Origin of the sequence: Mannheimia sp. USDA-ARS-USMARC-1261 (genome assembly GCF_000521605.1) — a bacterium.
GTDB classification, from domain to species: Bacteria; Pseudomonadota; Gammaproteobacteria; order Enterobacterales; family Pasteurellaceae; genus Mannheimia; species Mannheimia indoligenes.
Map to the genome: position 1 here is coordinate 1,257,346 of NZ_CP006942.1, position 25,306 is coordinate 1,282,651.

Consider the following 25,306-nt stretch of genomic DNA (forward strand, 5'->3'; position numbering starts at 1 on the left):
TCTCCTTACTTTAACAACAAATAGTTGGTTTGTTTTACTTCTTCCATTACCACATAGGTTCGGGTGTCGTTCACGCCCGGTAAACGCAATAAGGTTGTACCCAGTAATTTACGGTATGCTGCCATATCTGCCACACGGGTTTTTAGTAGATAATCGAAATCTCCCGATACTAAATGACACTCTTGAATTTCGTCTAACTGCTGGATCGCTTTATTAAATTCCTCAAATACATCGGGCTTACCTCGCACAAGGGTAATTTCCACAATAACCAATAAAGGAGCATCTAATAATTCCGGGTTTAATAACGCTTTATAACCTGTAATCACGTTATTTTTTTCAAGGCGTTTAACTCGCTCTAAACAAGGGGTTGGTGAAAGCCCTACACGTTTCGATAACTCAATGTTTGAGATTTTTCCGTTACGTTGTAGCTCGTTTAAGATTTTTAAATCAATAGCATCTAGTGCTTTAGGTAGTTTTTTATGTTCCATATCTACTCCTTTTTAGGCAATTATACTGTGCTAGACACAAATAGTCCTAACTAATTTTGCGATAACACCGATAATAATTGTTTACCAAAAGATTCTCGCCAACCTCTCAACAATTCAGGCATTTTTTCTTGCGGCTTACCATCAATAAACCATTTAAACAGTTGGCTTAATTGGCGTTTACTTGCGATCAGTTCCGGGGCAAGATCAAGCGGTCGAATTTCGGCTAATTTTTGCAACATTGCTTGCATATTGTATTTATAGCCTTTTTCGTCTACTAAACGATAAATAAGCGTAGGATAATTTTCAGGTTTCACTGCTTTTCCTTGCTCGACTAACCAGAGAATTTTTTTGCCGTGAATTCTAACCTCATTAGGGTGCATAAATTCTAATAATTGAGATGTGTGTTTTGGCTGTATTTTAGCAATTTGAAGCAGATTTGCTTCTTTCACCACAAAATTTAACGCCAGATCACGTTTTTCTGCCTCGTCAATCCGCCATTTAGCTAAAACTTGCAAAATAGCCAACTCTTGCTGATTTAATCGCCACGCATTAGCAATATTTTTATAGGCTTTGGTTTTATCTTCAACTCGCTGAATTTTAGCTGATATTGCCTCACACTCTTCTTTAACCGCATTTTGCCAGTTGCCTTTTGCTAACGCCTCAGCCAATTTTTCATAAATTGGTAACAGATACCATACATCTGCTGCTGCATATTGCAACTGCTGTTCAGTTAAAGGGCGAGCAAGCCAATCTGTACGAGAAGCCCCTTTATCCAGTTCAACCTCTAAATAATGAGAAACTAATTTCGCAAATCCCATTGATATACCAACGCCGGCGAAGCCCGCCATAACTTGGGTATCAAGCATTGGTTCAGGTAATTGTTTGAATTGATGCTCGAAAACTTCTAAATCTTCACTACAGGCGTGAAGCACTTTTATTGTGCTTTTATCTGCCAATAATGAGACAAAAGGCGAAAAATCGGAAATCGCAGTAGGGTCGATTAAGCTGACTTGTTTGCCATCATATAACTGAACTAAACCTAATTTGGGGTAGTAAGTACGGGTGCGAATAAATTCAGTATCAAGTGCTATTGCATTTGCTTTTTTAGCCTCTTCGCATACTGCCGCTAGTTGTTCGTTTGTATCAATCCAGTTATAGCAAATTAAAGATTTCATACTCGTTTTCCGTAATTTTTTCAAAGAATAAAATAATTATGTGATCTGTTTCTCATTATAAACAAAAAAAGATTGTTATTTTTTTCAGATCAAAAAATAATTGCCACAATCAAGATGATAAAAGGAATTTTTAAATGTTTTCCGATAACAAAGCCTTACATTTAGGTAAGATTTACCGCTTAATCGAACAATTTGAATTAATTTCAAGAACCGACTTAGCCAAGCTCTCCGGCTTAGCTCCGGCATCTGTAACTAATCTTACTAAAATATTGATAGACAACCATTTTATTTTAGAAAGAACGGTGCAAAATACACTCGCTCGAGGTCGCCCTTCTGTTGGTTTAGCCGTTTCAAATTTCTTTTGGCAATTATTATGCATAACAGTTTCACCACATAAGGTTGAAATTTCCCTTTGTGAATTAAACGGTAAGCAAATGTACAAGCAAGATTATACAATCTCGTCGCAAAATTATACTCAATTAGACGATAACATTTTGAAATTTATCGAAAATTTCCAGCAAGCTCAGACTATCCATAAAGAGCAGTTACTTGCAGTTTCTATAAGTGTTATAGGCAAAATTAATGCAGAAAAAGAGAGCATTACACAATTAGGCAATCACAATATGCTTTGCCATATCACACCTAAACTTGCTCAATTATTTGACTGTCCAATTTTATTAAGCGAGCATTTTCAATTATGGCTATTGGCAGAATCAACTGTGGGTTCTTTAATCAGCCAAAACAATGTAATTTTCATTGAATTAGACGATACAATAAACGTAAGCGTACTGTTAAGCGGCAATTTGCTACATAAACAGTCAAAAATGAATGTTGATAATATGCATATGCCTAAATTCAGCCAATTAAGTGATGAAACATTCCCTGAATTAGACACTATTGATCGCTATAAATTAATTAATCAAGTTACCTTCCCTGCTATCGTGCAATTAATTGATAAATATTTACCAAATGATTTAGCAACACCGGAGCAAAAAATCAGTTTATTTTGTCAAAAAATTGAGGAAAATCAACCGCTTGCATTAACCATTTTAGAGCATATTACCGATAATCTCGCCTATGCTTTAATGAATTTAATCAACATTTTCTCTAGTGAGAAAATTATGTTCAATTCTCCTCTACTTCGGATAAAAGAACCTTTATTTAACCAACTTTCGGCAAAATTACATAAAAATTTGTTACAAGATCTAAAAATTGATTTAGTAACCAGTCAATATGATTGGAATAGCCCATTAATTGCTTGTTCTGCAATAAAACAAGGAATTTATGACGGAAATTTGATCAAGGACAGTATAAATTAATCTTTTCTTGGTTAAACTACAAGGCGTGAATTTTTTGTTAAAGGAATTTGTAATGCCTTCATTATTTATTACCGGAACAGATACAAATGTTGGGAAAACAGTTGTTACCCGAGCGATTATCCAAACCCTTACTGAACACCATTTCCCTGTAGTGGGTTATAAACCGATTGCGTGTGGTGGCGATGACTCTTTACCGACCGAGCCAACTCAATATGATTATGCAACGGAAGATAACTCCGATGTATTAACTATTTTGGAAAGTTGCCCGAAAGAGGTGTGTTATCGAGATATCAACAGTTATACATTTATCCATTCCAGTACACCTGTATTTGCGGCACTAGATGCCGTTCATCATATTCAATTAGAAAAATTGAATAGCGATTTGGCTCGATTGGAAGAAAAATTTCCCAATGTAGTTGTTGAAGGCACTTATGGCTGGCTTACCCCGATTAATAAAGATTATAGCTTTGCTGATTGGGTGATCCAAAATGATATGCCGGTGGTGTTAGTGGTAGGTATTAAAGAAGGTTGCGTTAATCACGCACTGCTTACCGCAAACGAAATTTTGCAACGTGGAGGGAAACTAGTGGGCTGGGTTGCCAATCGGGTGAATCCTGGGTTGCGGCACTATCACGAACTGATTGAATTACTCAGTCAAAAAATTAACGCACCGCTATTAGGGCAAATTCCTTATATGGGGCACCCGGAACAAAAACAATTAGCCGCCTATATCCAAAACCCTGAGCCATTGTTTGAGTATTTTCAGAAATAGTAAGCGGTCCAATTTCACTAATTTTTTGCATATAAAAAGAGAGTTTCCGACTAAAAGAAACTCTCTTTTTCAACAAGATAAAGATTAAAACTTAACTTCAACTCCTAATATAAAATTCCGACCCGGTTGAGAAACGAACGGATGATAAGAAGTGTGAATATAGATCGGCTGATTGAGTAAGTTTGTCCCATTCAAGCTGATTTTATACTCCGCATTCTTAAATTTGTTGCTATAACTTAAACCCAGATTCAACATTGAATGCCCTTTGGTCGGATACTCTAACTGGCTTAAACGGCGTTGGCTAAACATACGATAGAATTCCGCTTCACCTGCCCAATTTTCATTAAATTGTGCATTTACCCGTAAACCTAAACGCAGTGGCGGCGTTCTTGGCGTATTCATATCGGCACGGTAAAGCAGATAAGTTTCGCCCGGTTTCGCATCTTTCGGTAAATGATGTTTATGAATGCCACCTACTTTCACAGGAGGTAAATCAGTCAGCCAACCTCGTACCATATCACCAAAAATCGTCGCTTGATATTGCTCATTAAAGCGATAGCTCATCTCCGCTTCTAAACCATAGAAACGAGCTTTTGCTTGGCTGTAACGACGCATAAACAGCTGGTTTTCACGGTAGAGATTTTCGTTAAAAATATAGTTTTTGAAGTGGTTATAGTACACCGTGGTTTTATAACCGAACTTCTCGCCTTGATAGCTCAGCCCTAATTCAACGTTATTCGACTGCTCTTTTTTCAGATCTTTATTACCGTATTCAAACGAACTGGTCGCCAAATGCGGACCGTGGTAATAAAGTTCCATTGGTGTTGGATGACGTTCATTGTGTGATACGGTAAACGAGAGCTGGTAATCCGGATGGAAGAACCAGTTGAACGTACCCGAATAGGCATAGGCGGTTTTATCGTATGGGGATAAATCCGGCTCAACCTGTCTACCACCTGATTCACTGTAGAATTTTTGTAAACGTCTGATTTCCTCAAGATCGTAGTCGATCTCAATTTTCTGTTTCTCAATGCGTCCGGCAAGCTCAAGGGCAAAGTTATCCCACATATATTGCTCAATCGCAAACAAGCTCAACTGTTTATTGTTATTTTCAACTAATGGGAAACGGACTTCACGGTCGTTCGGAGCATTCATACTGCTTTTCTGTGTCTGATATTGCACGCCCCAAACACCGGTTAAGCCACCAATCGGTGAATGATAAAACTCCAATCGGCTGTTTTTACCCCGATTTTTGTAAATATTGACCGGCTTGCCATAGTTCTGATCTTTCTTCAACTGCTTATTCACAAAAGTGCTGACCGAACCGGCATCTTTTTCATCGTGATAATAATTCACATCGGTATAGCTGGCTCGGATTTTATCTAAACCTCTAAACGGTTTTAACAGTTCGCCTTTCACATCAATTCGTTTGGATTTTAAATCCACCCACGGACCTTTGTGGGTATGGTCGTGGGTATGACCATACGGATTATCGTGGCTGTGCCCTGCATCCATTTCGTGATCGGTTCCGCAATGGAAGTGTGGACCGTGGCTAATCAGATCTTCATCCAGCAAATGCGGATATTTGTAGGTGTAAGCGTATTTATCGCGTACTTCGTTATAGATATGCCCGATACATTCATCAAATTTATGGTTATGTCCCGGCAAGCCGTAGGTGTCGGTGCGTTCATTATACGCTGCTCCAATATAGCCACGCTCGCCCACAAAAGATAAGCCCACCGTGCCGACACGAGAACGGTTGTAGGTATCCGGCACATAATTGAGTCTTTCGCCAAGCTGCAAACTTTTCACCCGATAATTATCACTATGGCGAGCTAATCCCTCCACTCGCAAGGCAACGTGCTGACCTAATCCTAAAGTTGCCCCTAAAACACCTAATCGCTCTTTACTGGCGGTATCAAAACGGCTATTGAGCTCTACTTCATAACCTTTTTCCGGCACAATCGTTGGAATACGTTTATCCACCACATTCACTACTCCAGCCGGCGAACTGCTGGTATAAAGCAGCGTGCTTGAACCACGTAATACTTCTACTTGGCTTGCCAAAAGTGAATCAGCAACTACGGCGTGATCAGGCGAAAGGCTGGACATATCTACTACGTCCGAGCCATTTTGTAAAATTTTAATGCGTGCACCTTCTTGCCCACGAATAATCGGCTTACTTGCTCCTCCGCCAAATGGGTTACTGTGTACGCCTAATTCAGCAGATAAGGCATTTCCTAAGGTTGCCGAGCGTTTTTTAAATTCTTTACCCTCAATAATTTTATCACTGACTTTGAGTAAAGTTACCTCACTGCCTTGGGCTATTACAGGTGTTGCAGTATTGCCAATTACAGAGACTTCATCTAACACGGCAACGTCTTCATTGGTTTGAGCTAAGGCAAGCGTACTTAAATGGGCGGAAATCAGCACCGCCAAAAGGGTTTTGTTTGTCATTTTTCTTTTCCCATAAATAAATTAAGGTTAATAAGTTACGCGAAATTTTATCGACTTTCAACAATAACCATAAAAAATTTATATATATTTTTATATTTTACTCTTGCCAAACAAAAAATATCCATTAATATTTTATGGCTTTTAAAAAGGAGAATTTTTTATGCAATCTAAACTCAAATTAACCTTAGCGGCGGTTGCCGTATCTGTTGCCCTAAGCGGCTGTAAATCTACCGATGGTGCTCGTGTGGTTGAAAAACCAAAAGCTGAACAAGCGGTCGAAATTACCAAAAAACCTGCAAAATCGGAAAATGCAGGCTCAAATAAACCTGATACAAAGGCTGAAACAACAACGCCGACAAAGCCTGATACGCCAGTTAAGCCAAAACCATCTGAGCAACCAAAGCCTGTTGTGCCAGTCAAACCAACAGAGCCGGCTAAACCTGCTGAACCTAAACAACCCATTGAACAGCCAAATCCTGCTGAACCGACTGAGCCGACTAAACCTATTGAAGAAAAACCGGTCGAACCACAAAAACCGACGCCATCAACTTCAGTAAAACCGGTCAATGAAGACAGTTCAGGTAAATTATGGCGTGTGATTACGTTAGCAAACGACGGATTATTAAGCGATGCCGGCAACGTAAGACGTGAAGATCGCGATCATTTTGTTCACCCTAATGCGGATGATTCAAAATCTCCTTTTGTAGCTGATGAAGATGACAAACCTCATAACTACTACTTAGTGCTAAATCTTGGTACAGAGGATAAAGAAAATGTCAGAATCCCAACCTTAATCTCAAACGGAGAAAGTTATTTGGGTAAACATTCAGGTGTGTTAAAAGATCATCAACTAGAAGGGAAACAACTTCTAGTTGGAAATGAGGATATGCCTGATGCCAAACAGATTAATTATCTCTACATCAACCAGCCTTACTCAAGCTACGGTGCGTTATTTACCAATGAAAATGATAGTTCATTGTTTAATATCCGCTTAACGACAGGGCGAGATGGTAAAAAACAAGGTGCAGAAGGCAGTGGCTCAAGCTATGCTGAATATGGCGTATTTGATATTGTCAACGGAAAAGCCCAATGGAAAGATGGTTTAGTAGGAGATGCTATCTATAGAGGTAATGTCATCGCCCGATTTGAGAAAATAGTTGATGGTGAAACTATTGCCTATGCTCCACAGCTTGATGGCGATGTTACCTTAAAACTCCATCTTGATAATGAATGGGAAAAAAATAAGCTCACAGGTGAAATAGACAGCGTAACGTTAGGTAAAATTAAGCTGGATGAAAGTAAATTACCTGATGCAAAATATTTAAGAGAAAGTATCAGTTTTACAGAAAGTGGAATATCTTATATTGAAAAAAACAACCATTTATCAGGTTCCTATTCAACCAAATTTGTTGGCGAGAATCTCAATGATGCAATAGGTAATATTGAGTTAAAAAGCAACAATAGAGAAGGTATTACTAAATATAACGCTGTATTTGGTGGTACAAAATAATCTGACAGACACCATAATTTTAAAGGGGGACTGTTAGATTAAGTTTGATCTTCCACAGATTATTTACATACTGCGATTTTTACAATAATGAAGAAACCCCATATAAAAATACACTGAATGAATATTTTTATATGGGGTTTCTCCTTTAACATATAATGTTTTTTTGTGTTTTTCATTTCGGCGGTAACTCCCCTTGCCTTTACGATTTTTCTCTACTCGCATTTTAAACAACGGATCTGTTACTAACGCTTTTACTGCACTCTCTTGGATATCGCCACGCTGATGGAGATAACCATTATTTTGTTTTGCCATACTATTTCCCTCTTCATAAAAAGTAAGCAATATTCTGTCAAATTCATCTGCCGTTGTATATAAAAATTGGGTATAATTGTTAAAATTTCAATGCAAGCGGTCATATTTTCAGATTATTTTGCAAATTCAGAGGTTTTATTATGAAAAAAGAAGAAGTTGGACATCATTTTTTAGCTCGCTTAGGTAAAACCCGCTTACGTCCGGGTGGCAAAGTTGCAACGGATTGGTTAATCGGGAGCGGTGATTTTTCAAAAGACAAAAAAGTATTAGAAGTTGCTTGTAATATGGGAACAACCGCTATTCAACTGGCAAAACAGTTTGAATGCCAAATTATTGGCATTGACTTAGACGAAGAGGCTCTTGAAAAAGCCCGTGAAAACATCAAAGATCAAGAAGTTGAGCATTTAGTTCAAGTACAAAGAGCAAATGCGACAAAACTGCCATTTGAAGATGAAAGCTTTGATATTGTGATTAACGAAGCAATGCTTACAATGCTCCCACAAGAAGTAAAAGAAAAAGCCATTCGAGAATATTTCCGTGTGTTAAAACCAAACGGTTTTTTGCTTACACACGATATTATGCTAAACACAGATAATGCAGATGAATTATTATCTGAGTTGCGTGATGCGATTAATATCACCGTATCACCACTTACAAAGCCGGATTGGAAAGCGTTATTCCACCATTGCGGCTTTAGAAATGTGGAAACTTTTTCAGGCGAGATGTCGCTACTCTCTCCGAAAGGTCTAATTCACGATGAAGGCGTATTAGGGGCAATGAAAATCGTAGGAAACGCATTAAAACCTGAAAATCGTGAAACGTTCAATAAAATGTACAAAATTTTTAACGATCCTGACCAAAAGTTAGGCTTTGTTGCGGTTTGTAGTCAAAAATAATTTTCCAGTTAGTTAAAAGGCAATACAAAATATGTTTCAAATGTTGCGAGAGTGGTATCAAAGAAAATTTACCGACCCACAAATAGTTGTGTTATTTGGTATTCTATTAATTGGGTTTGGCATTATTTATTTTTTCAGTGATTTATTAATGCCGCTATTAGTCGCTCTCGTATTTGCCTATTTGCTTGAATGGCCAACCCGCTTTTTAACGGTTAAATTAAAGTTGCCAAGAACGTTAAGCGTTATTTTAATCTTAGGTAGTTTTATCGCCTTGCTGTCATTCTTAGGGGTAGTATTGTTACCAACCTTATGGAATCAAGCGGTAACTTTTATTCAAGATTTGCCGTCAATGTTCAACTTGCTCAATGCTTGGGTGCAAGGATTACCTGAACATTACCCGGAATTGGTGGATTACGCCACTGTTGATTCAATTATGAATACCGCGAAAAGCAATATTTTGAGTATGGGAGAGTCGCTTTTAACTCTTTCTATTAACTCTATTATTAGTTTGGTTGGATTAGGTATTTATACATTCCTAGTGCCGTTAATGGTATTTTTCTTATTGAAAGACAAATTAGTGTTAATGCGTTCATTTAGCAAAGTATTACCACAAAACCGTCGCTTAGCTACACGCGTCTGGTTTGAAATGCAACAACAAATTGCTAACTATATTCGTGGTAAATTTCTGGAAATTGTAATTGTCGGAGTTGTAACCTACATCATCTTCCTCTTTTTTGATTTACGCTATCCATTACTGCTTTCTGTTGCAGTAGGGATTTCCGTCTTAATTCCTTACATTGGTGCGGTATTAGTAAGTATTCCTGTAATGTTGGTCGCCTTATTCCAATTTGGTTTATCGCCTGATTTTTATTACTTAATGCTTGCTTTTATTATTAGTCAATTACTAGATGGAAACTTACTTGTGCCGTATCTATTTTCTGAGGCAGTTAATCTACACCCTCTCACCATCATTATTGCCGTGCTGATTTTTGGTGGATTATGGGGCTTCTGGGGCGTATTCTTTGCTATTCCATTGGCAACATTGGTTAAAGCTGTGGTTCAAGCCATTCCATCTAACCATACAGATGCAATTATATTAGAGAAATAAGCGGTTTTTTATAAAGAATGGATACTCAACAACTCTCACAAAAGCCTGCTCGCCACCATCATCTTAACCGACTCAATGCCGTTGTTGCCTTAGGAGGCGGACACGGTTTAGGACGGCTACTCTCTGCTCTGCCATTTTTAAAAGAACGGCTCACAGGTATTGTTGCGACCACCGATAATGGCGGCTCAACAGGACGTATCCGCTCTCAACAAGGTGTAATTGCTTGGGGCGATTTACGCAACTGTTTGAATCAAATTATTGTAAAACCTACGGTTGCCTCTCGCCTTTTTGAATATCGTTTTGGTGGAACGGGCGAACTCAGCGGGCATAATCTCGGTAATCTCATTCTTACCGCCCTTGAAAATATGCAAATCAGACCGCTTGATGGAATTAACCTTGTGCGAGATTTGCTACACGTTAGATCAAAGCTTATTCCGATGTCGGAAACACCTGTTCATTTAATTGCAGAGTTACAATGTGGCACAAAAGTATTGGGCGAAGTTCAAATTGATGCACTGGCTGAAACACCACATCATTTAGAGCTAGATACGCCTGTCTTAGGCACGCCGGAAGCGATTGCTGCTATTCAAGAAGCAGAGTTAATACTACTCGGTCCGGGCAGTTTTTTTACCAGTATTATGCCGAATTTACTGGTTTCAGATATTGCTCAAGCTATTCACCGAAGCCAAGCTAAAGTCATTTTTATTGATAACATCGGGCAAGAACACGGACCTGCCGGGAATTTATCGCTTAATCAGCGAGTTGAATGGATTGAGCACTGTATCGGGCAATCTCGCATAAATGGCGTCATTACAACTGATGATGAACCATCTATACTTCCGCTGCATATTAAAACACTGCGTAAAAATTTATCGGCTGATGATGTTTATTACCGCCACGATCGCAATAAATTAAGCAAAGCGATTGATGAATTAATTCAAAATCTATAACTAAATAAAACAAGCGGTTAAATTTCTCTAATTTTTTGCAATTTGCAAAATGTAAAAGAAATTTAACCGCTTGTACTTTCAATCAATTCATTATTTTGAACGCTCTACCCACTTGCCATCAACGTAATCAACCATCCATTTGGTTGCCTTACCGTTTTTCTCTGAAGTTACATATTGGCGTTTTTCTTTACGACTAAAACGAATAATCGCCTCATTTCCTTCAGGATCTTGCTGCGGAGCATCCGCAAGATATTGTAATTTCTCCGGCAATCTATCACGATACAAGGCTAATTCCGCCACTTTCGGAGCTCGGCTTTCACGCACTTTCGGGAAATTATGAGCCGACATAAATACGCCACTTGCTCCATCTCTTAACACAAAATAAGCATCTGCCTTTTCGCACTTTAGTTCAGGAAAAGCAATAGGTTCTTCTCGTGGAGGGGCAACTTCACCATTTTTCAAAATTTTTCGGGTGTTATCGCAGCTTGTGCAACCCATATATTTGCCAAAACGACCTAATTTTAAGTGCATATCCGCACCACATTTATCACATTCCACAACAGGTCCGTCATAGCCTTTAATTTTAAATGAGCCTTGTTCGACAACATAACCATCACAATTTGGGTTATTACCGCAAACGTGAAGTTTACGCTCGGCATCAATCACATAGCTATCCATCGCTGAATCACATTTCGGACAGCGTTTGCGTGCCATTAAGGCTTTTGCCTCAGAATCTGAATCCAAGACATTCAAGAATTCGGCTTCAGGAATTAAATTCATCGTAGTTTTGCAACGTTCTTTTGGTGGTAACGCATAGCCTGTACAACCTAAGAAAACCCCTGTAGAAGCGGTACGGATAGCCATTTTTCTGCCACAAGTCGGACAATCAATATCTGTCGGCACAATGCTGTTTGGCTTCATCCCTCCTTCAAGCTCATCTAATTCCGCTTGGGTTAGCTCTTCAGAAAAATGCTTAAAGAATGTATTTAATTCATCTTTCCAGTTTTTATTACCTTCTGCAATTTGGTCTAAAACTTCTTCCATATTGGCAGTAAAGTCGTAATTCATTAAATCTTTAAAAGATTCATTTAAACGATCGGTAACTACCTCACCGATTTTTTCCACATAAAAACGTTTGTTTTCAGTGCGAACATAGCCACGCTCTTGAATGGTCGAAATAATTGAAGCATAAGTTGAAGGGCGACCAATTTTACGCTCTTCAAGCTCTGTAACTAATGAAGCCTCATTAAAACGTGCAGGCGGTTTGGTAAAGTGCTGGCTTGGCACAACTTCATCAAGTTTGAGTTTTTGATAAAGTTCTACTGCCGGTAATTCTTGATCTTCAGGATTTTTCCCTTGTACCGGCAATACTCTCGTCCAACCATCAAAACGCATTACACGTCCGCTCGCTTTTAATTCATAATCTCCGGCACGAACAGTTAATGAAGTAGAATCGTAGCGTGCAGGCAACATCTGGCAAGCTAAGAAACGACGCCAAATTAAGTCATATAAACGTTCAGCGTCTTTATCCATACCTTTTAAGTCTGCCATTTTCACATTCACATCAGAAGGACGAATAGCTTCGTGGGCTTCTTGTGCATTATCTTTACTGCGATACACATTGGCTTTCTCTGGCAAATAATTTGCCCCAAAGTTATCTTCAATATAACCACGAGCCATCGCCAGAGCTTCACGGCTTAAGTTTGTAGAGTCGGTACGCATATAGGTAATATAACCCGCTTCATACAAACGTTGAGCCAACATCATTGTTTTCTTTACCCCAAAGCCTAAACGTGTGCTTGCGGTACGTTGTAACGATGAAGTAATGAATGGAGCAGATGCTCGAGAACTGGTCTCTTTTGCTTCAATATTAGAAACAATAAAATCACTTTTTTCTAATGCTTGAACGGCAACATTCGCATCTTCTTCATTTTTCGCTGAGAATTTTTTACCTTTGTAAGCCGTCAATTCAAGCGGTAATTTTTTACGATTAATTTGCGTATTGGCTAAAATGGTCCAAAATTCTTCACTTTGGAAAGCTTTAATTTCACGCTCTCGCTCAACTAACAATTTCACCGCGACAGATTGCACACGCCCGGCAGATAAACCTCGAGCGACTTTTTTCCAAAGTAATGGCGATACCATAAAGCCCACCACTCTGTCTAAAAAGCGGCGGGTTTGTTGGGAATTCACTCGATCAATATTCAGTGGCTGCGGATCTTCAAACGCCTTTTTAATCGCATCTTTGGTAATTTCATTAAACACAACTCGACTAAAACGACTATCATCACCGCCAATAATTTCACGTAAATGCCACGCAATAGCTTCCCCTTCTCTATCCAAGTCGGTTGCCAGATAGATATGGTCTGCTTTCTTCGCCAGCGATTTTAATTCAGATACTACTTTTTCTTTATCAGGCATAATCTGATAGTTCGCTTTCCAGCCGTTGTATGGATCAATTCCCATACGTTTCACTAAAGCTGTACGTTCTTTTTCTGCCTTTACTTTTGCTTTTTCTGTTGCACTTAGCCCTTTAGTTGAAATCGGCTTTGCTTTTTCCGTTTTTTCATCGCTGCCGCTTTTCGGTAAATCACGGATATGCCCCACGCTTGATTTCACAACATAGTCGCTACCAAGATATTGATTAATTTTTTTCGCCTTAGCCGGAGACTCCACAATAACGAGTGATTTTCCCATAGTTTATTACCTAATTTTTAATAATTATTTGGATTTTCTTTAAATTATTTCTTTTTTAATTGATTTTTCAATATACTATTTTTACGATAGCAAGCCTTAGCAAAAATTACAATATAAAGAAGAGAGAAAATGGACAAACTAAACGCAATCAGTTTATTTTGCAAAGTAGTTGAAACCCAAAGTTTTACCCAAGCCGCACAACAAACCCAAATCTCACTGCCAATGGCGAGTAAATTAGTGGCTCAACTGGAAGAGTATTTGAATGTACGTTTATTACAACGCACCACGCGTAAAATTACGCCAACGGAAGCAGGGTTACTTTATTATCATCGCTGTTTGCCTATTTTAAATGAATTGAAAGAGGCGGAAGCAAGTGTCAGTAATATCAGCTCAACGCTACAAGGCAAAATTACAATGTCTGTGCCAATGGATTTTGGTTCTCGCTTTATTGCACCTTATTTAGGAAAATTTATGGAACGCTACCCTAATTTACAGCTCCATATTGAATTTAGCGACCGTCGCGTTGATGTCATTGCCGAAGGCTTTGATTTAGTTTTGCGTATTGGTAGCCTTACGGACAGCTCTATCGTGGCGAAAAAAATTGCTGATTCGCACTTAATGCTAGTTGCCTCTCCTGACTATTTAGCCAAAAATAACGAGCCTCAAAGTCTAGAAGAACTCAGTAAACGTGGTTGCTTGCTTTACGAATATCACCCACAGTGGCAATTCACGCAGCAAGGACAAAAAAGTAGCATTAAGCCTGAGGGAAAAATTTACAGCAATAACGGCTATGCATTAGTCCAAATGGCAAAAGCCGGGCTAGGTATTATCAATATTCCTAAATTTTTGATAAAGGAAGAACTCAAAAATGGAGAGCTAGTGCCGATTATGCCATTTTTAGAACAAGACACGCTGCAAATCAGCTTACTCTACCCTAACCGCCGTTACCTTTCGCCAAAAGTTCGAGTGTTAATCGATTTTTTCTCTCAACTGATGAAAGAACAACAACAATATTTGTAGGTAAAAAGGCTGTAACAGATAGCTTCAATTACAGCCTTTCAATTGCAAGAAAATGTAGAAATCTGACCGCTTGTAAAATGCTTTTAAAGATTAAATAGTCTCTTAATCACATTAACAACCAAATTACGTTTTGGGATAATCGAATCAACGACCAAATATTCTGTCTTCGCGTGCATATTCCCCCCAGTTGGACCTAATCCATCAATAGTTGGACAACCCGCTGAGGCAGCAATATTACCATCGCTTAATCCACCCGCATCAACCCATTTAATCTCGGTTTGTAATGCTTTACCTACCTCATCAAATAATACTTTGATTTTTGGTAGATGTACCTCATCAATCATCGGGGCTTCATCATTTACCAATATTTTAGTAGAAGTTACCCCCTCTATAAGCGGATTGCCTAACACTCGTTGTAATTGCTCTTCAAAATATTTTCTTGATGATGGCAAACGATAACGCATTTCAATAGTCAATTTGGCGTAATCCGCGATCACATTATGTGCAATACCGCCGTGCGTCATTACACAATTAAAAGTATGCCCTATTTGGTAATCGTTCAGCTTGGAGAATTCCACAATAAAATTAGCGGCTTCAACTAATGCCGAACGCCCACGTTCCGGATTATTTCCAGCGTGAGCAGCAACACCGTGAAACTCAACATCATAGGTAATAACACCTTTACGAGTTGCAACCATTGAGCCATCTTCACGAGCGGGTTCCATTACAAAGCAATATTTTGACTTACGAGCATATTCACGAATACTCTCTTTGGCATAAGTTGAGCCGATTTCTTCGTGTGAGTTGAGATAAATCGCAATTTTTAATTTACTTAAATCCAGCTTCTCTAAAATATAGAAGGTTAAAAGAGCCCCTGATTTATCATCAATCGCTCCTAGTGCATTAACAATCCCATCTTTACGAGCAAATGGAACATCTTTGCCTGTACCAACAGGAAAAACCGTATCCATATGAGCTACAAAAAGAATATCGTATTGCGAAGCATTAAGATCGTTACTAATAAGTAAGCTCTCTGCTACCTTATCGCTTGTCATTGGTAAACGCTTATACTCTAATCCTGATTTTTCTGCTTTACGAATGAACCACTGAGCAACTTGATTAACACCTTCAATCGAATTTGCCGGGCTTTCAACGTCAGTAATTTCTTTTAATTCAGCTAAAAATTTTTCTACGGTTTGAGTTTCCATTACTATTATCTCCTAGATTAAAAATTGCATTACAAACATCGCAAGATAAGCATTGATGATACAGATACCAAATAGCACTAAATAATGTTTGCCCGGCACACCTAATACACCTAGAATACGCCCCATATATTGCACCGTCGAGCCTACTAACGCCATACCCGGCAATAAGATAGCAACATGCTGAGCATTTAGTACGCCTTCTTGTACTAAAGCAACTAAGACACCAGCCGCTCCGCCCCAACTAAGGAATGCAGCAAGGAATACGGCAATAGCTTCACCGGGTAAACCAAGAGGTGCCATAATAAAACCAAGCCATTCGCCGATTATTTTCAGTAAGCCAGAAGCATTAAGCATATAAATAATAACAAATGCCATCAGTACGTTAGGAATAGTACTATGTACGGCAATATCCCAACCTTTACGAGCACCATCAATAAAAATATCCGTAATTAATTTCTTTTGCGAACTCATACTTCTGCCTCCGTCTCTTTTACAAATTTTTTCACATATAAACGCATTAAATTAGCACCAAAGATTTTGAATAGGAAAATCACTCCTAAGCATATTGCAATAGAAGTCGGTGCAACTGTACCTGATTTATCTGAAATCAATAACAATGGTGCAAAAGAGGCTAAGAAGTTCGTAAGTAACGCACCTGCACTAAATTGGAAAGCAGCAAAAATTAATAATTCTTTATAAGTGATTTTACCTTCATCGCGTAAGAATTTGGTGGTTGAACTTCCTGCATCTGTACTTTGAGTACTTGCAATCAATGAAATTGAACAGTTTCCAGGAATTCCCATTAACGGTCTTAAGATTGGGCTTAACCATTTTGAAGCAGCCACCAAAGCACCAAAATGTTCAAAAATTGCGACAAAACCAAGTGCTAACATCACGCTAGGCACTAGTGTTAAGGCAAAAATAAATCCGCCTTTTGCACTCGTTCCCCCAGCAGCTTTCAACCATTCAGGGAATTGTCCTGTTAATTTGCCAAAATCAAAAATACCACCGGCAATATCTTTAGCAAAACCACCGAAGAAAATTACCGCACACGCTAATGAAATCGTGCCAACAATCAGCTTTTTCGTTGTTACATTGTCTTCCATAAATACTCCTTAAAATAGAATGAAACTGATTTTATTCTATAACGAGCATCTAAAAAACGCTGTGATCTACTTCGCAAAAACACCAACAAGCGGTCAAATTTTCTTGATAATTTGCAAATTAAATAAGGAAAGAGATCGCTAAAAACAAAACAAGCAGTTATTTTCATAACTGCTTGTTTTAAACATTTCTATTTACTAATCAAAAATTCTTAATTTTCTTAAGATGAAAATTAACAAGGCTGCACCTAATACACCAAAGAAAATACCAATTATATTGAAATCTCCTGCTTTGTATGCAGAACCAATGCCTAATATGTCGCCAAATAACCAACGTCCTAAAGATGAACCGACAATACCTACAATGATATTTTTACAAAGACCACCTTCACTTTTCATTACAATTGATGCTAACCAACCAATAATAGCACCGACAATAATTGCAGCAATCCAGCCCATAACATACTCCTTGTGTTTTATTGAAAAATAATTTAATAACTTCTCGCTATTATTCCATAATTATTAAAAGGTTTCTTTTGCTTCTTTTAATAAATCTTGAGGTAAATTAATACCTAAGTCTTTTGCTGTTTTTGTATTAATAGAAAGCTCTAATTGGCTCACTTCTTGTGTAGGAATTAAACCAGCTTTTTCACCTTTTAACACACGAGCCGCACTTTTACCTGTTGCAACGCCGATATCATACTGATTTACCGCATAAGCAGCAAGTGCACCACGCTCAACGGTATCTCTGTCTGATGCAATAACCGGAATTTTTGCTTCTAACGCTGCTTTATGTAAGGCTTCATAAGCAGACACCACACCATTATCTTCTGAAATATAGATAGCTTGTACTTTACCATTTAAACTGCGAGCAGCTGTGCCAATATCTGCACTACGTTGAACCGCTACAGGGACAACATTAAACCCTTGCTTTTTCGCTTCTTCTTTTAGTTCTTCTAACACAATTGTAGAGTTCACTTCACCTGCACTATAAACATAGCCTACGGATTTTAACTCGGGCACTAACGTTTGAATTAATTTTACTTGTGGAGCGATAGGCTTGTGATCTGAAATCCCCGTTACATTCGTGCCTGATGGCTCCCAAGATTTCACTAATTTTGCTGCAACCGGGTCGGTTACACCGGAGAAAACAATCGGAATAGAACGAGTTGCTGCAACCACCGGTTGTGCGGAAGGCGTAGTAATCGGGATGATGATATCTGCTTTATCACCAACAAATTTACGGGCAATTTGAGCAGCCGTCGCAGTACTGCCTTGTGCGGATTGGTAGTCGATTTTGATATTTTTGCCATCAACAAAGCCTTCACGCTCAAGCTCTTCAATAACACCTTTACGAATGGAATCTAATGCCGGGTGATCGACAATCGCCGTAATTGCTACATTTTGAATTTTATCTTGGCTGAATGCGGTAATAGAAAAAGCACTTAATACAGCAACTAACAATGTTTTACGAAATTTCATACATACTCCTTGATTTAAAATTTGCACTATTGCAATAGTACATTTTTATCCAAAGATAAGTAATTTTAGAAATTTGTGCAAGCAGAATTTTTTATTTTTCTATAAACATATTTTAACTGGTTAAATATTAATCTTTCACATTTTAACCCAATTCTTTGCAAGCTCTTTTAGATTATTGCAATAACGTGTAGAATAAGCAGTTATTTTAATTAGAACATTAGAGAGAATTATGAGCGAAGAAATTTTAACAGCTGAAACAGAAACTCGAGCCAATTTTATTACCCATATTATTGATGAAGATTTAGCAAGCGGTAAACATAGCAACGTTTACACCCGTTTTCCACCTGAGCCAAACGGTTATTTACACATCGGACACGCTAAATCAATCTGCTTGAACTTTGGTATCGCTCAAGAATATAAAGGAAAATGTAACTTACGTTTTGATGATACAAATCCGGTAAAAGAAGACGTGGAATATGTGGATTCTATCAAGCAAGACGTGGAATGGTTAGGCTTTAAATGGGAAGGTGAGCCACGTTATGCCTCAGATTATTTTGACCAACTTTATGGCTATGCGATTGAGCTTATCAACAAAGGCTTGGCGTATGTTTGTGAACTTTCGCCTGAAGAAATGCGTGAATACCGTGGCACATTAACCGAGCCGGGCAAAAATAGCCCTTATCGTGATCGTTCGGTTGAAGAAAACCTTGCCCTATTTGAAAAAATGAAAAACGGCGAGTTTGAGGAAGGTAAAGCTTGTTTGCGTGCCAAAATTGATATGGCATCGCCGTTTATCGTAATGCGTGATCCGGTGCTTTACCGTGTGAAATTTGCCTCACACCACCAAACCGGCGACAAATGGTGCATTTACCCAATGTACGATTTCACCCACTGTATTTCAGATGCGATTGAGCGAATCACCCACTCTATCTGTACGTTAGAATTCCAAGACAACCGCCGTTTATACGATTGGGTGTTGGAAAATATCAGTATTGAACGTCCGTTACCGCATCAGTACGAATTTTCACGTTTAAATTTAGAAGGCACTTTAACCTCTAAACGTAAGCTATTGAAATTAGTTACTGACGGTATTGTGGACGGTTGGAACGACCCTCGTATGCCAACCATTTCAGGCTTACGCCGCCGTGGCTATACCCCTGCGGCATTGCGTGAATTCTGCCGCCGTATCGGTGTAACAAAACAAGATAATGTGGTGGAATACTCCGCACTTGAGGCTTGTATTCGTGAAGATTTAAACGACAACGCACCTCGTGCGATGGCAGTAATCAATCCTGTGCGTGTAGTAATTGAGAATTTTGGTGAGAAAGAGATCTTAAAAGCACCAAACCACCCTAACCGCCCGGAATTAGGCGAGCGTGATTTGCCATTTACCCGTGAGCTTTACATTGACGAAGCCGACTTCCGTGAAGAAGCGAACAAGCAATATAAACGCTTAGTGCTAGGCAAAGAAGTGCGTTTGCGTAATGCCTATGTAATTAAAGCCGAACGAGTGGAGAAAGATGCAAGCGGTCAAATTACCACAATTTTTTGCACCTACGATCCGGAAACATTAGGCAAGAACCCGGCTGACGGACGCAAAGTGAAAGGGGTAATTCATTGGGTTTCAGCGGAAGATAACAAACCGGCAGAATTCCGCATTTACGATCGTTTATTCACTGTGCCAAATCCGGGTGCAGAAGATGATATTAATGCGGTGTTAAACCCTGAATCATTAGTGGTAAAACACGGTTTTGTTGAGCCAAGTTTAGCCAATGCAAAAGCAGAACAAGGTTATCAATTTGAGCGTGAAGGCTACTTCTGCTTAGACAGCAAAGACGGTTCAGCAGATAATTTAGTGTTTAACTTAACTGTAAGTCTAAAAGAAAGCGTAGCGTTCTAAGCTTCTCAAATAAAAATACCGACAGTAATGTCGGTATTTTTTCGGCATAAGACAAATTAAAACAGCTCCCAAATAGGCTTGCACTCTTTTGGCAGTTCTAAACTTCTGCCGAGTTCAATCCAGCCTGTTGGGTAATGGAAATCAGAGCCAACCGAACCATATAAATCAAATTCTCTTGCCCAGCGGGTAAGTAATTGCCGTTGGTCTGGGGTTTGTCCGCAGCCTGAAACTTCAATGCCATCTCCGCCTGCTAGTTTGAAATCAACAATCAAACGGCGAATCCAACGTGCAGTCATTTTATAACGTAGTGGGTGGGCGATATTAATAACTCCGCCTGCATTGTGTGTTATTTGAACTGCTTCTTCTAAACTGCTCCACATAGGCTTAACATAAGCAGGTTTTCCCATTCCTAAATAACGTTTAAAAGCATGTTCAATGTTGCGAACGTGCCCTTGTTCATATAAAAAACGCCCATAATGAGCCCGAGTTACTTCACCTGAAGCAAGAGCTTTTGCACCTTCATAAGCGTTTGGAATGCCTGCTTTTGCTAATTTTTCGCCAATTTCGACCGCTCGTTCTTCACGCAATTTGGCTTGGTTATCCAAAAATTGAATTAATTCCTTATTATTTTCATCAATATTTAAAGCTGCCAAATGAATACTTTTATCTTGCCATAGTACCGAAATTTCGACACCCGAGATAAATTTGATTGGTTGTGTTTGGGCAAATTTTTTTGCTTCACAAATGCCGGAAATAGTATCGTGATCAGTCAAAGCAAGCATTTCAACACCTTGTTCAACCGCTCGTTGAACTAATTCCGTGGGAGAAAGCACCCCATCAGAGGCTGTGCTATGGGAATGTAAATCGTATTTCATTGTTAATCCTTAATAAGCCCTGCTTGAATAAAAAATTGTCGATAGGCTTCTGTTTTTTTCTCCAAACTTAATGGGTAAGCTCTTGAGGTAGAAGGTAATCTGTATAAATAAAGTTCCCTTGATTTAGAATAAGGATATACTACCCATTCATTCGTTTTCGGGGCTTTAATTTTTTCTGAGAGCAAGTCTAATAACACTTCTGTAGCTAAACCGCCTGTAGTAAACAGCCATTTCATTTTTGGCAATTGGGCTAATAATTCGTTCATATCTACAGGTTCAACAATTTTGAGATCTTTATCCGCCGCATTGCCTTTTAAACGAACTGCCGTTTTAGCGGAAGAAGAGAGTGCAATGCCCTTTTTTCGTAAAAAGGCTTCAATTCGAATAGGGTCAAAGCGTTTTTCATCATTTACACGAAAATAATCTACATCATCAAAAAACACCTTTCCCATTATCCTCCACATATCATTTTGGAAATTTGGATAGTGAAACTCCATACAGCGTTTTTCTGATGTTGGAGGAAAAGTTCCCATCATCACAACAGTAGCTTGTTCCGGTAAAATGGGAGCAAAAGGATGATGTTCTAGTTCAAGTATTTCCATTCTATTTGATTAATTCCTTTAATAGCTTTAATTTGTCAGCTTTATCTAATGGTTGCTCTGCTACTTTATTCAAATCGCTCACTAGCGTTTCATCTTCACTATTTTTAGCATAAATCGCCGTCTGTTCTTGTGAGATTTGCTCAGCGTAAGCGGTCAGATTTTCCAATAATTTTACCATTTCCGGATTATCGTGATGTTGCTGGAACAATGCATCAATAGCGTTCGCAAACTGTTCTGCTTTTGCATCAAGTTGCTGATAGCAATATTTCTGCCATCTAATCTGCTCTGCCCTTGTCAGCGTTTGCGGATAATGCCTTGCTCGGTAATGGAATAAAAGTTGCTCTACTCGAGGATCTTCAAATCTTAAGCCGTGATCCGCTAAACTTTCAGGAGGCAAAGAACGTAAAATCGCCATATTGTTTTTATCAGCAGTTGAGAAAAAGCCGTCATACAATGTCGTTTCTACATTAGCTGAAGGTTCAAATGTACGTTCATCATTAAAGATTTCCAATACTTTTTCTCGAACCAAGGATTTCTGAGCTTTTAACGCCTTCAAATTTTCTAAACATAACGCTCTATCAATGCCTAGTCGTTCTGCATTTTCAGGTAACAAGGTTTTTGCCGGAGCTAAAATCGGGCATTTATTGATATGCACTAATTTCAGTGGCACAGGCAGCTCGTGTTCAGCTAACGCCTCACGTTTGGTATATAGGCGTTGGCGTAAACTTTCAGCATTTTCATTGAGTAAACCATTCATATCGCCCGATAAATCGCACACAATCACCGCATTTTGATTAGTCGGATGCCACGCTAACGGCACAACCCAAGCGGTATTACCTCGATAATTTCCCAACATTCCCGAAACGTGAACCAACGGTGTCATTTCACCGGTATCTATCAATTTTTCTACCTCTTTTTTGCTGCGTAGATTAAAGAAAAAATTGAATAATTTCGGCTGTTTTTCTTTAATTAGTTTCGCCATTGCAATGGTAGCATAAACATCTGACATCGCATCGTGAGCATTTTCGTGAGCAATACCGTTTGCTTTAGTTAAATTCTCTAGTTTAAAGCTCGGCATTCCATTTTCATCTTTTGACCACTCAATGCCTTCCGGACGTAACGCATAACAAGCCCTTACTAAATCCAATAAATCCCAACGAGAATTACCGTTTTTCCAACTGTATTCATACGGTTCGTAAAAATTGCGGAAAAAAGTGTAGCGGGTCATTTCATCGTCATAACGGATATTGTTATAGCCGATGGTACAAGTATTTGGCTGGCTAAATTCTGCGTGAATACGAGCAGCAAACTCAGGTTCAGACACTCCCTCTGCGTTACATTGTTGCGGTGTAATACCAGTTACCATAACGGCTTCAGGGCTTGGTAAATAGTCTGGCGTTTGCTTACAGAAAAACATTACTGGCTCACCGATGATATTAAACTCTTCATCAGTACGAATACCCGCAAACTGAGCCGGTCTATCGTGAGCCGGACTTACCCCAAAACTCTCATAGTCGTAAAAGAAAAAAGAAAAATTTTTGCTCATTGCTGTTCGTTTGGTTGGAAAGATTGGGAGAATTGTATCATAGTTGAAAGGAAAGAGAGGAAATACAAGCGGTTGTTTTTAGATAAAATTTTGTAGATAGATATAAATTCAACTCGGAGAGAAAAGTTAAATAACTCTAGATAAACAATGCGGTTTTTAGCAACTATTTTGTTTACTATACATTTTTCTAATAAACCAAAATAAAAAGGCGAAAACGTAAAATTTTCGCCTTTTTTGACCGCTTGCAAGCGGTTGTTTTTATCTAATTTTTTGCAAATTAGAAGTTTGCATTGCGTGGAGCACGAGGGAATGGGATTACATCACGAATGTTTTGTAAACCTGTTACATACACGATTAAACGCTCGAAGCCTAAGCCGAAACCTGAGTGCGGTACAGTGCCGTATTTGCGTAAATCACGGTACCACCAGTAATCTTCAGGGTTTAAGCCCATTTCGTTCATACGTTTATCCAATACTTCTAAACGCTCTTCACGTTGTGAACCACCGATAATTTCGCCGATGCCCGGTGCTAATACGTCCATTGCGGCAACCGTTTTACCATCTTCATTTAAACGCATATAGAAAGCTTTAATATCTTTCGGATAGTTTTTCACTACCACTGGCGATTTAAAGTGTTCTTCTGCTAAATAACGTTCGTGTTCAGATGAAAGGTCAATACCCCATTCTACAGAGAATTCAAACTCTTTACCTGATTTCAATAAAATCTCAATAGCATCGGTATAGTCTACCTGAGCAAATGGTGCGTTAATAAAGTTCTCTAAACGGCTTACCGCATCTTTATCCACGTGTTTAACGAAGAATTCCATATCATCTTTACGCTCTGCAAGTACTGCACGGAAAACGTATTTCAGCATATCTTCAGCTAATTTTGCGTTATCGTTTAAGTCTGCGAATGCGACCTCAGGTTCCATCATCCAGAACTCGGCTAAGTGGCGAGTTGTGTTGGAGTTTTCTGCACGGAAAGTTGGACCGAAAGTATAAACTTTACTTAATGCACAAGCATAAGTTTCGGCATTTAACTGACCTGATACAGTTAAGAATGACTCTTTTCCAAAGAAATCTTGATTGAAATCCACTTTGCCGTTTTCACCACGCGGTAGGTTTTCTAAATCAAGGGTAGAAACACGGAACATTTCACCAGCACCTTCGGTATCTGATGCGGTAATTACAGGTGTAGCTACCCAGTAGAACCCTTGTTCGTGGAAGAAACGATGGATTGCTTGAGCTAAACAGTGGCGAACACGTGCTACCGCACCGATTAAGTTTGTGCGAGGGCGTAAGTGTGCGACTTCACGTAGATATTCAATCGAGTGGCGTTTTGCTGCCATTGGGTAAGTGTCCGGATCTTCAACCCAACCGACAACTTCTACATTTGTTGCGTGTAATTCAACCGCTTGACCTTCAGCAGGTGATTCCACCACTTTACCTGTAACAATAACAGAGCAACCTGCGGTTAAACGCAATACTTCGTCATTATAATTTGGTAAATCGTTGTTAATGATTGCTTGGATTGGGTCAAAGCAAGAGCCGTCATACACGGCTAAGAAAGATAAACCGGCTTTTGAATCACGGCGGGTACGCACCCAACCACGTACTGCAACCTCTTCACCTACCGCAACTTTGCCAGATAGGATTTCCGAAACTGTTGGAAATTTAGACATTTAATACCTCAAATTTTTCTTGTGGGTTCTTTTAAGAGAATAACGCTCAATATTCTACAAGAAAATAGGGGGAAATATAATAATTTTAAGGAATTATTTGAAAATTTGTTGGTCTATATAAACATTGCAAGCAGTTGAATCTGAATTTACTTAGTTTTTAAAAATTTTTTCATTTTTAATGAACTTTCGTTCAGTTAGTTAGTCT

Annotated in this window: 22 protein-coding genes; 8 read left to right on the forward strand and 14 right to left on the reverse strand. The window is 38.8% G+C overall.

Annotation, left to right across the window (positions count from 1 at the left end; all coding sequences use genetic code 11):
- Nucleotides 1-5 precede the first annotated feature (5 nt).
- Together lrp and rnd are read right to left on the reverse strand one after the other, a co-directional pair.
- Nucleotides 6-488 carry a leucine-responsive transcriptional regulator Lrp gene (gene lrp / locus X781_RS06105; RefSeq protein WP_025236006.1) on the reverse strand — a complete coding sequence of 161 codons (483 nt, stop codon included), beginning with the start codon at nt 486-488 and terminating at the stop codon, nt 6-8.
- Between the two features lie 50 nt (nt 489-538).
- Nucleotides 539-1,663: a ribonuclease D gene (rnd, locus tag X781_RS06110; protein WP_025236007.1), complete on the reverse strand. Its 1,125-nt coding sequence runs from the start codon at nt 1,661-1,663 to the stop codon at nt 539-541.
- A 134-nt stretch (nt 1,664-1,797) separates the two neighbouring features.
- Here rnd and X781_RS06115 point away from each other — a divergent pair, with 134 nt between their 5' ends.
- Together X781_RS06115 and bioD are read left to right on the forward strand one after the other, a co-directional pair.
- On the forward strand, nt 1,798-2,982 hold the full coding sequence (locus X781_RS06115; protein ID WP_025236008.1) for an ROK family protein: 1,185 nt from the start codon (nt 1,798-1,800) through the stop codon (nt 2,980-2,982).
- Nucleotides 2,983-3,034: 52 nt separating this feature from the next.
- Entirely contained in the window at nt 3,035-3,754 is a 720-nt protein-coding gene (gene bioD / locus X781_RS06120) for a dethiobiotin synthase (RefSeq protein ID WP_025236009.1), read from the forward strand.
- 84 nt (nt 3,755-3,838) lie between these two features.
- Here the strand turns inward: bioD and X781_RS06125 are convergent, their stop codons facing one another.
- Nucleotides 3,839-6,211 (reverse strand): TonB-dependent receptor, encoded by a 2,373-nt coding sequence (locus X781_RS06125; protein WP_025236010.1) that lies wholly within the window; start codon nt 6,209-6,211, stop codon nt 3,839-3,841.
- Between the two features lie 160 nt (nt 6,212-6,371).
- Here X781_RS06125 and X781_RS06130 point away from each other — a divergent pair, with 160 nt between their 5' ends.
- A complete protein-coding gene (locus tag X781_RS06130; protein WP_025236011.1) occupies nt 6,372-7,721 on the forward strand; it encodes a hypothetical protein in 1,350 nt (449 codons plus the stop codon).
- A gap of 63 nt (nt 7,722-7,784) precedes the next feature.
- On the opposite strand, the gene X781_RS06135 is transcribed toward X781_RS06130, so the two are convergent.
- Nucleotides 7,785-8,033 carry an alternative ribosome-rescue factor A gene (locus X781_RS06135; protein WP_025236012.1) on the reverse strand — a complete coding sequence of 83 codons (249 nt, stop codon included), beginning with the start codon at nt 8,031-8,033 and terminating at the stop codon, nt 7,785-7,787.
- A gap of 140 nt (nt 8,034-8,173) precedes the next feature.
- Here X781_RS06135 and X781_RS06140 point away from each other — a divergent pair, with 140 nt between their 5' ends.
- Genes X781_RS06140 through X781_RS06150 form a run of 3 tightly spaced genes read left to right on the forward strand, consistent with a single transcriptional unit; the run spans nt 8,174 to nt 10,987 of the window.
- Nucleotides 8,174-8,929 (forward strand): class I SAM-dependent methyltransferase, encoded by a 756-nt coding sequence (locus tag X781_RS06140; protein WP_025236013.1) that lies wholly within the window; start codon nt 8,174-8,176, stop codon nt 8,927-8,929.
- Between the two features lie 31 nt (nt 8,930-8,960).
- Nucleotides 8,961-10,037 carry an AI-2E family transporter gene (locus X781_RS06145; protein ID WP_025236014.1) on the forward strand — a complete coding sequence of 359 codons (1,077 nt, stop codon included), beginning with the start codon at nt 8,961-8,963 and terminating at the stop codon, nt 10,035-10,037.
- A gap of 17 nt (nt 10,038-10,054) precedes the next feature.
- On the forward strand, nt 10,055-10,987 hold the full coding sequence (locus X781_RS06150) for a gluconeogenesis factor YvcK family protein (RefSeq protein ID WP_025236015.1): 933 nt from the start codon (nt 10,055-10,057) through the stop codon (nt 10,985-10,987).
- A gap of 90 nt (nt 10,988-11,077) precedes the next feature.
- Here the strand turns inward: X781_RS06150 and topA are convergent, their stop codons facing one another.
- Complete coding sequence (gene topA, locus X781_RS06155) at nt 11,078-13,684, reverse strand: type I DNA topoisomerase (RefSeq protein ID WP_025236016.1); 2,607 nt, start codon at nt 13,682-13,684, stop codon at nt 11,078-11,080.
- 129 nt (nt 13,685-13,813) lie between these two features.
- On the opposite strand from topA, the gene X781_RS06160 reads away from it, so the two are divergent.
- Nucleotides 13,814-14,704 (forward strand): LysR family transcriptional regulator, encoded by an 891-nt coding sequence (locus X781_RS06160; protein WP_025236017.1) that lies wholly within the window; start codon nt 13,814-13,816, stop codon nt 14,702-14,704.
- 83 nt (nt 14,705-14,787) lie between these two features.
- On the opposite strand, the gene X781_RS06165 is transcribed toward X781_RS06160, so the two are convergent.
- The 5 genes from X781_RS06165 to X781_RS06185 form a co-directional block, all read right to left on the reverse strand.
- Nucleotides 14,788-15,912 carry a M20/M25/M40 family metallo-hydrolase gene (locus X781_RS06165; RefSeq protein WP_025236018.1) on the reverse strand — a complete coding sequence of 375 codons (1,125 nt, stop codon included), beginning with the start codon at nt 15,910-15,912 and terminating at the stop codon, nt 14,788-14,790.
- A gap of 12 nt (nt 15,913-15,924) precedes the next feature.
- A complete protein-coding gene (locus X781_RS06170) occupies nt 15,925-16,383 on the reverse strand; it encodes a YjiG family protein (RefSeq protein WP_025236019.1) in 459 nt (152 codons plus the stop codon).
- A complete protein-coding gene (locus X781_RS06175) occupies nt 16,380-17,018 on the reverse strand; it encodes a nucleoside recognition domain-containing protein (RefSeq protein WP_025236020.1) in 639 nt (212 codons plus the stop codon). The genes X781_RS06170 and X781_RS06175 overlap by 4 nt, the downstream gene beginning before the upstream one ends.
- Before the next feature lie 195 nt (nt 17,019-17,213).
- Entirely contained in the window at nt 17,214-17,474 is a 261-nt protein-coding gene (locus tag X781_RS06180) for a GlsB/YeaQ/YmgE family stress response membrane protein (protein ID WP_025236021.1), read from the reverse strand.
- 63 nt (nt 17,475-17,537) lie between these two features.
- Nucleotides 17,538-18,497: an ABC transporter substrate-binding protein gene (locus X781_RS06185; protein ID WP_025236022.1), complete on the reverse strand. Its 960-nt coding sequence runs from the start codon at nt 18,495-18,497 to the stop codon at nt 17,538-17,540.
- Between the two features lie 229 nt (nt 18,498-18,726).
- On the opposite strand from X781_RS06185, the gene glnS reads away from it, so the two are divergent.
- On the forward strand, nt 18,727-20,397 hold the full coding sequence (glnS, locus tag X781_RS06190) for a glutamine--tRNA ligase (protein WP_025236023.1): 1,671 nt from the start codon (nt 18,727-18,729) through the stop codon (nt 20,395-20,397).
- Nucleotides 20,398-20,453: 56 nt separating this feature from the next.
- Here glnS and X781_RS06195 read toward each other — a convergent pair whose 3' ends face one another.
- From X781_RS06195 to asnS, 4 genes are all read right to left on the reverse strand, one after another.
- On the reverse strand, nt 20,454-21,272 hold the full coding sequence (locus tag X781_RS06195; RefSeq protein ID WP_025236024.1) for a PHP domain-containing protein: 819 nt from the start codon (nt 21,270-21,272) through the stop codon (nt 20,454-20,456).
- 2 nt (nt 21,273-21,274) lie between these two features.
- A complete protein-coding gene (locus X781_RS06200; RefSeq protein WP_025236025.1) occupies nt 21,275-21,874 on the reverse strand; it encodes a DNA glycosylase in 600 nt (199 codons plus the stop codon).
- Nucleotide 21,875: 1 nt separating this feature from the next.
- Nucleotides 21,876-23,420, reverse strand: a complete 1,545-nt coding sequence (gene sbcB, locus X781_RS06205; protein WP_025236026.1) for an exodeoxyribonuclease I — start codon at nt 23,418-23,420, stop codon at nt 21,876-21,878.
- 277 nt (nt 23,421-23,697) lie between these two features.
- The gene (gene asnS, locus X781_RS06210) at nt 23,698-25,101 is read right to left on the reverse strand and encodes an asparagine--tRNA ligase (RefSeq protein ID WP_025236027.1); all 1,404 of its coding nucleotides are present in this window, start codon (nt 25,099-25,101) and stop codon (nt 23,698-23,700) included.
- Nucleotides 25,102-25,306 lie beyond the last annotated feature (205 nt).

Excerpts from the sequence above, each read along its gene's own strand:
- X781_RS06185 (WP_025236022.1), bottom strand. The coding sequence starts at position 18,497 with ATGAAATTTCGTAAAACATTGTTAGTTGCTGTATTAAGTGCTTTTTCT.
- X781_RS06125 (WP_025236010.1), bottom strand. The coding sequence starts at position 6,211 with ATGACAAACAAAACCCTTTTGGCGGTGCTGATTTCCGCCCATTTAAGT.
- sbcB (WP_025236026.1), bottom strand. The coding sequence starts at position 23,420 with ATGAGCAAAAATTTTTCTTTTTTCTTTTACGACTATGAGAGTTTTGGG.
- topA (WP_025236016.1), bottom strand. The coding sequence starts at position 13,684 with ATGGGAAAATCACTCGTTATTGTGGAGTCTCCGGCTAAGGCGAAAAAA.
- asnS (WP_025236027.1), bottom strand. The coding sequence starts at position 25,101 with ATGTCTAAATTTCCAACAGTTTCGGAAATCCTATCTGGCAAAGTTGCG.
- X781_RS06165 (WP_025236018.1), bottom strand. The coding sequence starts at position 15,912 with ATGGAAACTCAAACCGTAGAAAAATTTTTAGCTGAATTAAAAGAAATT.
- X781_RS06145 (WP_025236014.1), top strand. The coding sequence starts at position 8,961 with ATGTTTCAAATGTTGCGAGAGTGGTATCAAAGAAAATTTACCGACCCA.
- X781_RS06130 (WP_025236011.1), top strand. The coding sequence starts at position 6,372 with ATGCAATCTAAACTCAAATTAACCTTAGCGGCGGTTGCCGTATCTGTT.
- X781_RS06180 (WP_025236021.1), bottom strand. The coding sequence starts at position 17,474 with ATGGGCTGGATTGCTGCAATTATTGTCGGTGCTATTATTGGTTGGTTA.
- X781_RS06160 (WP_025236017.1), top strand. The coding sequence starts at position 13,814 with ATGGACAAACTAAACGCAATCAGTTTATTTTGCAAAGTAGTTGAAACC.
- glnS (WP_025236023.1), top strand. The coding sequence starts at position 18,727 with ATGAGCGAAGAAATTTTAACAGCTGAAACAGAAACTCGAGCCAATTTT.
- bioD (WP_025236009.1), top strand. The coding sequence starts at position 3,035 with ATGCCTTCATTATTTATTACCGGAACAGATACAAATGTTGGGAAAACA.
- X781_RS06195 (WP_025236024.1), bottom strand. The coding sequence starts at position 21,272 with ATGAAATACGATTTACATTCCCATAGCACAGCCTCTGATGGGGTGCTT.
- rnd (WP_025236007.1), bottom strand. The coding sequence starts at position 1,663 with ATGAAATCTTTAATTTGCTATAACTGGATTGATACAAACGAACAACTA.
- X781_RS06170 (WP_025236019.1), bottom strand. The coding sequence starts at position 16,383 with ATGAGTTCGCAAAAGAAATTAATTACGGATATTTTTATTGATGGTGCT.
- X781_RS06115 (WP_025236008.1), top strand. The coding sequence starts at position 1,798 with ATGTTTTCCGATAACAAAGCCTTACATTTAGGTAAGATTTACCGCTTA.
- X781_RS06175 (WP_025236020.1), bottom strand. The coding sequence starts at position 17,018 with ATGGAAGACAATGTAACAACGAAAAAGCTGATTGTTGGCACGATTTCA.
- X781_RS06150 (WP_025236015.1), top strand. The coding sequence starts at position 10,055 with ATGGATACTCAACAACTCTCACAAAAGCCTGCTCGCCACCATCATCTT.
- X781_RS06140 (WP_025236013.1), top strand. The coding sequence starts at position 8,174 with ATGAAAAAAGAAGAAGTTGGACATCATTTTTTAGCTCGCTTAGGTAAA.
- lrp (WP_025236006.1), bottom strand. The coding sequence starts at position 488 with ATGGAACATAAAAAACTACCTAAAGCACTAGATGCTATTGATTTAAAA.
- X781_RS06135 (WP_025236012.1), bottom strand. The coding sequence starts at position 8,033 with ATGGCAAAACAAAATAATGGTTATCTCCATCAGCGTGGCGATATCCAA.
- X781_RS06200 (WP_025236025.1), bottom strand. The coding sequence starts at position 21,874 with ATGGAAATACTTGAACTAGAACATCATCCTTTTGCTCCCATTTTACCG.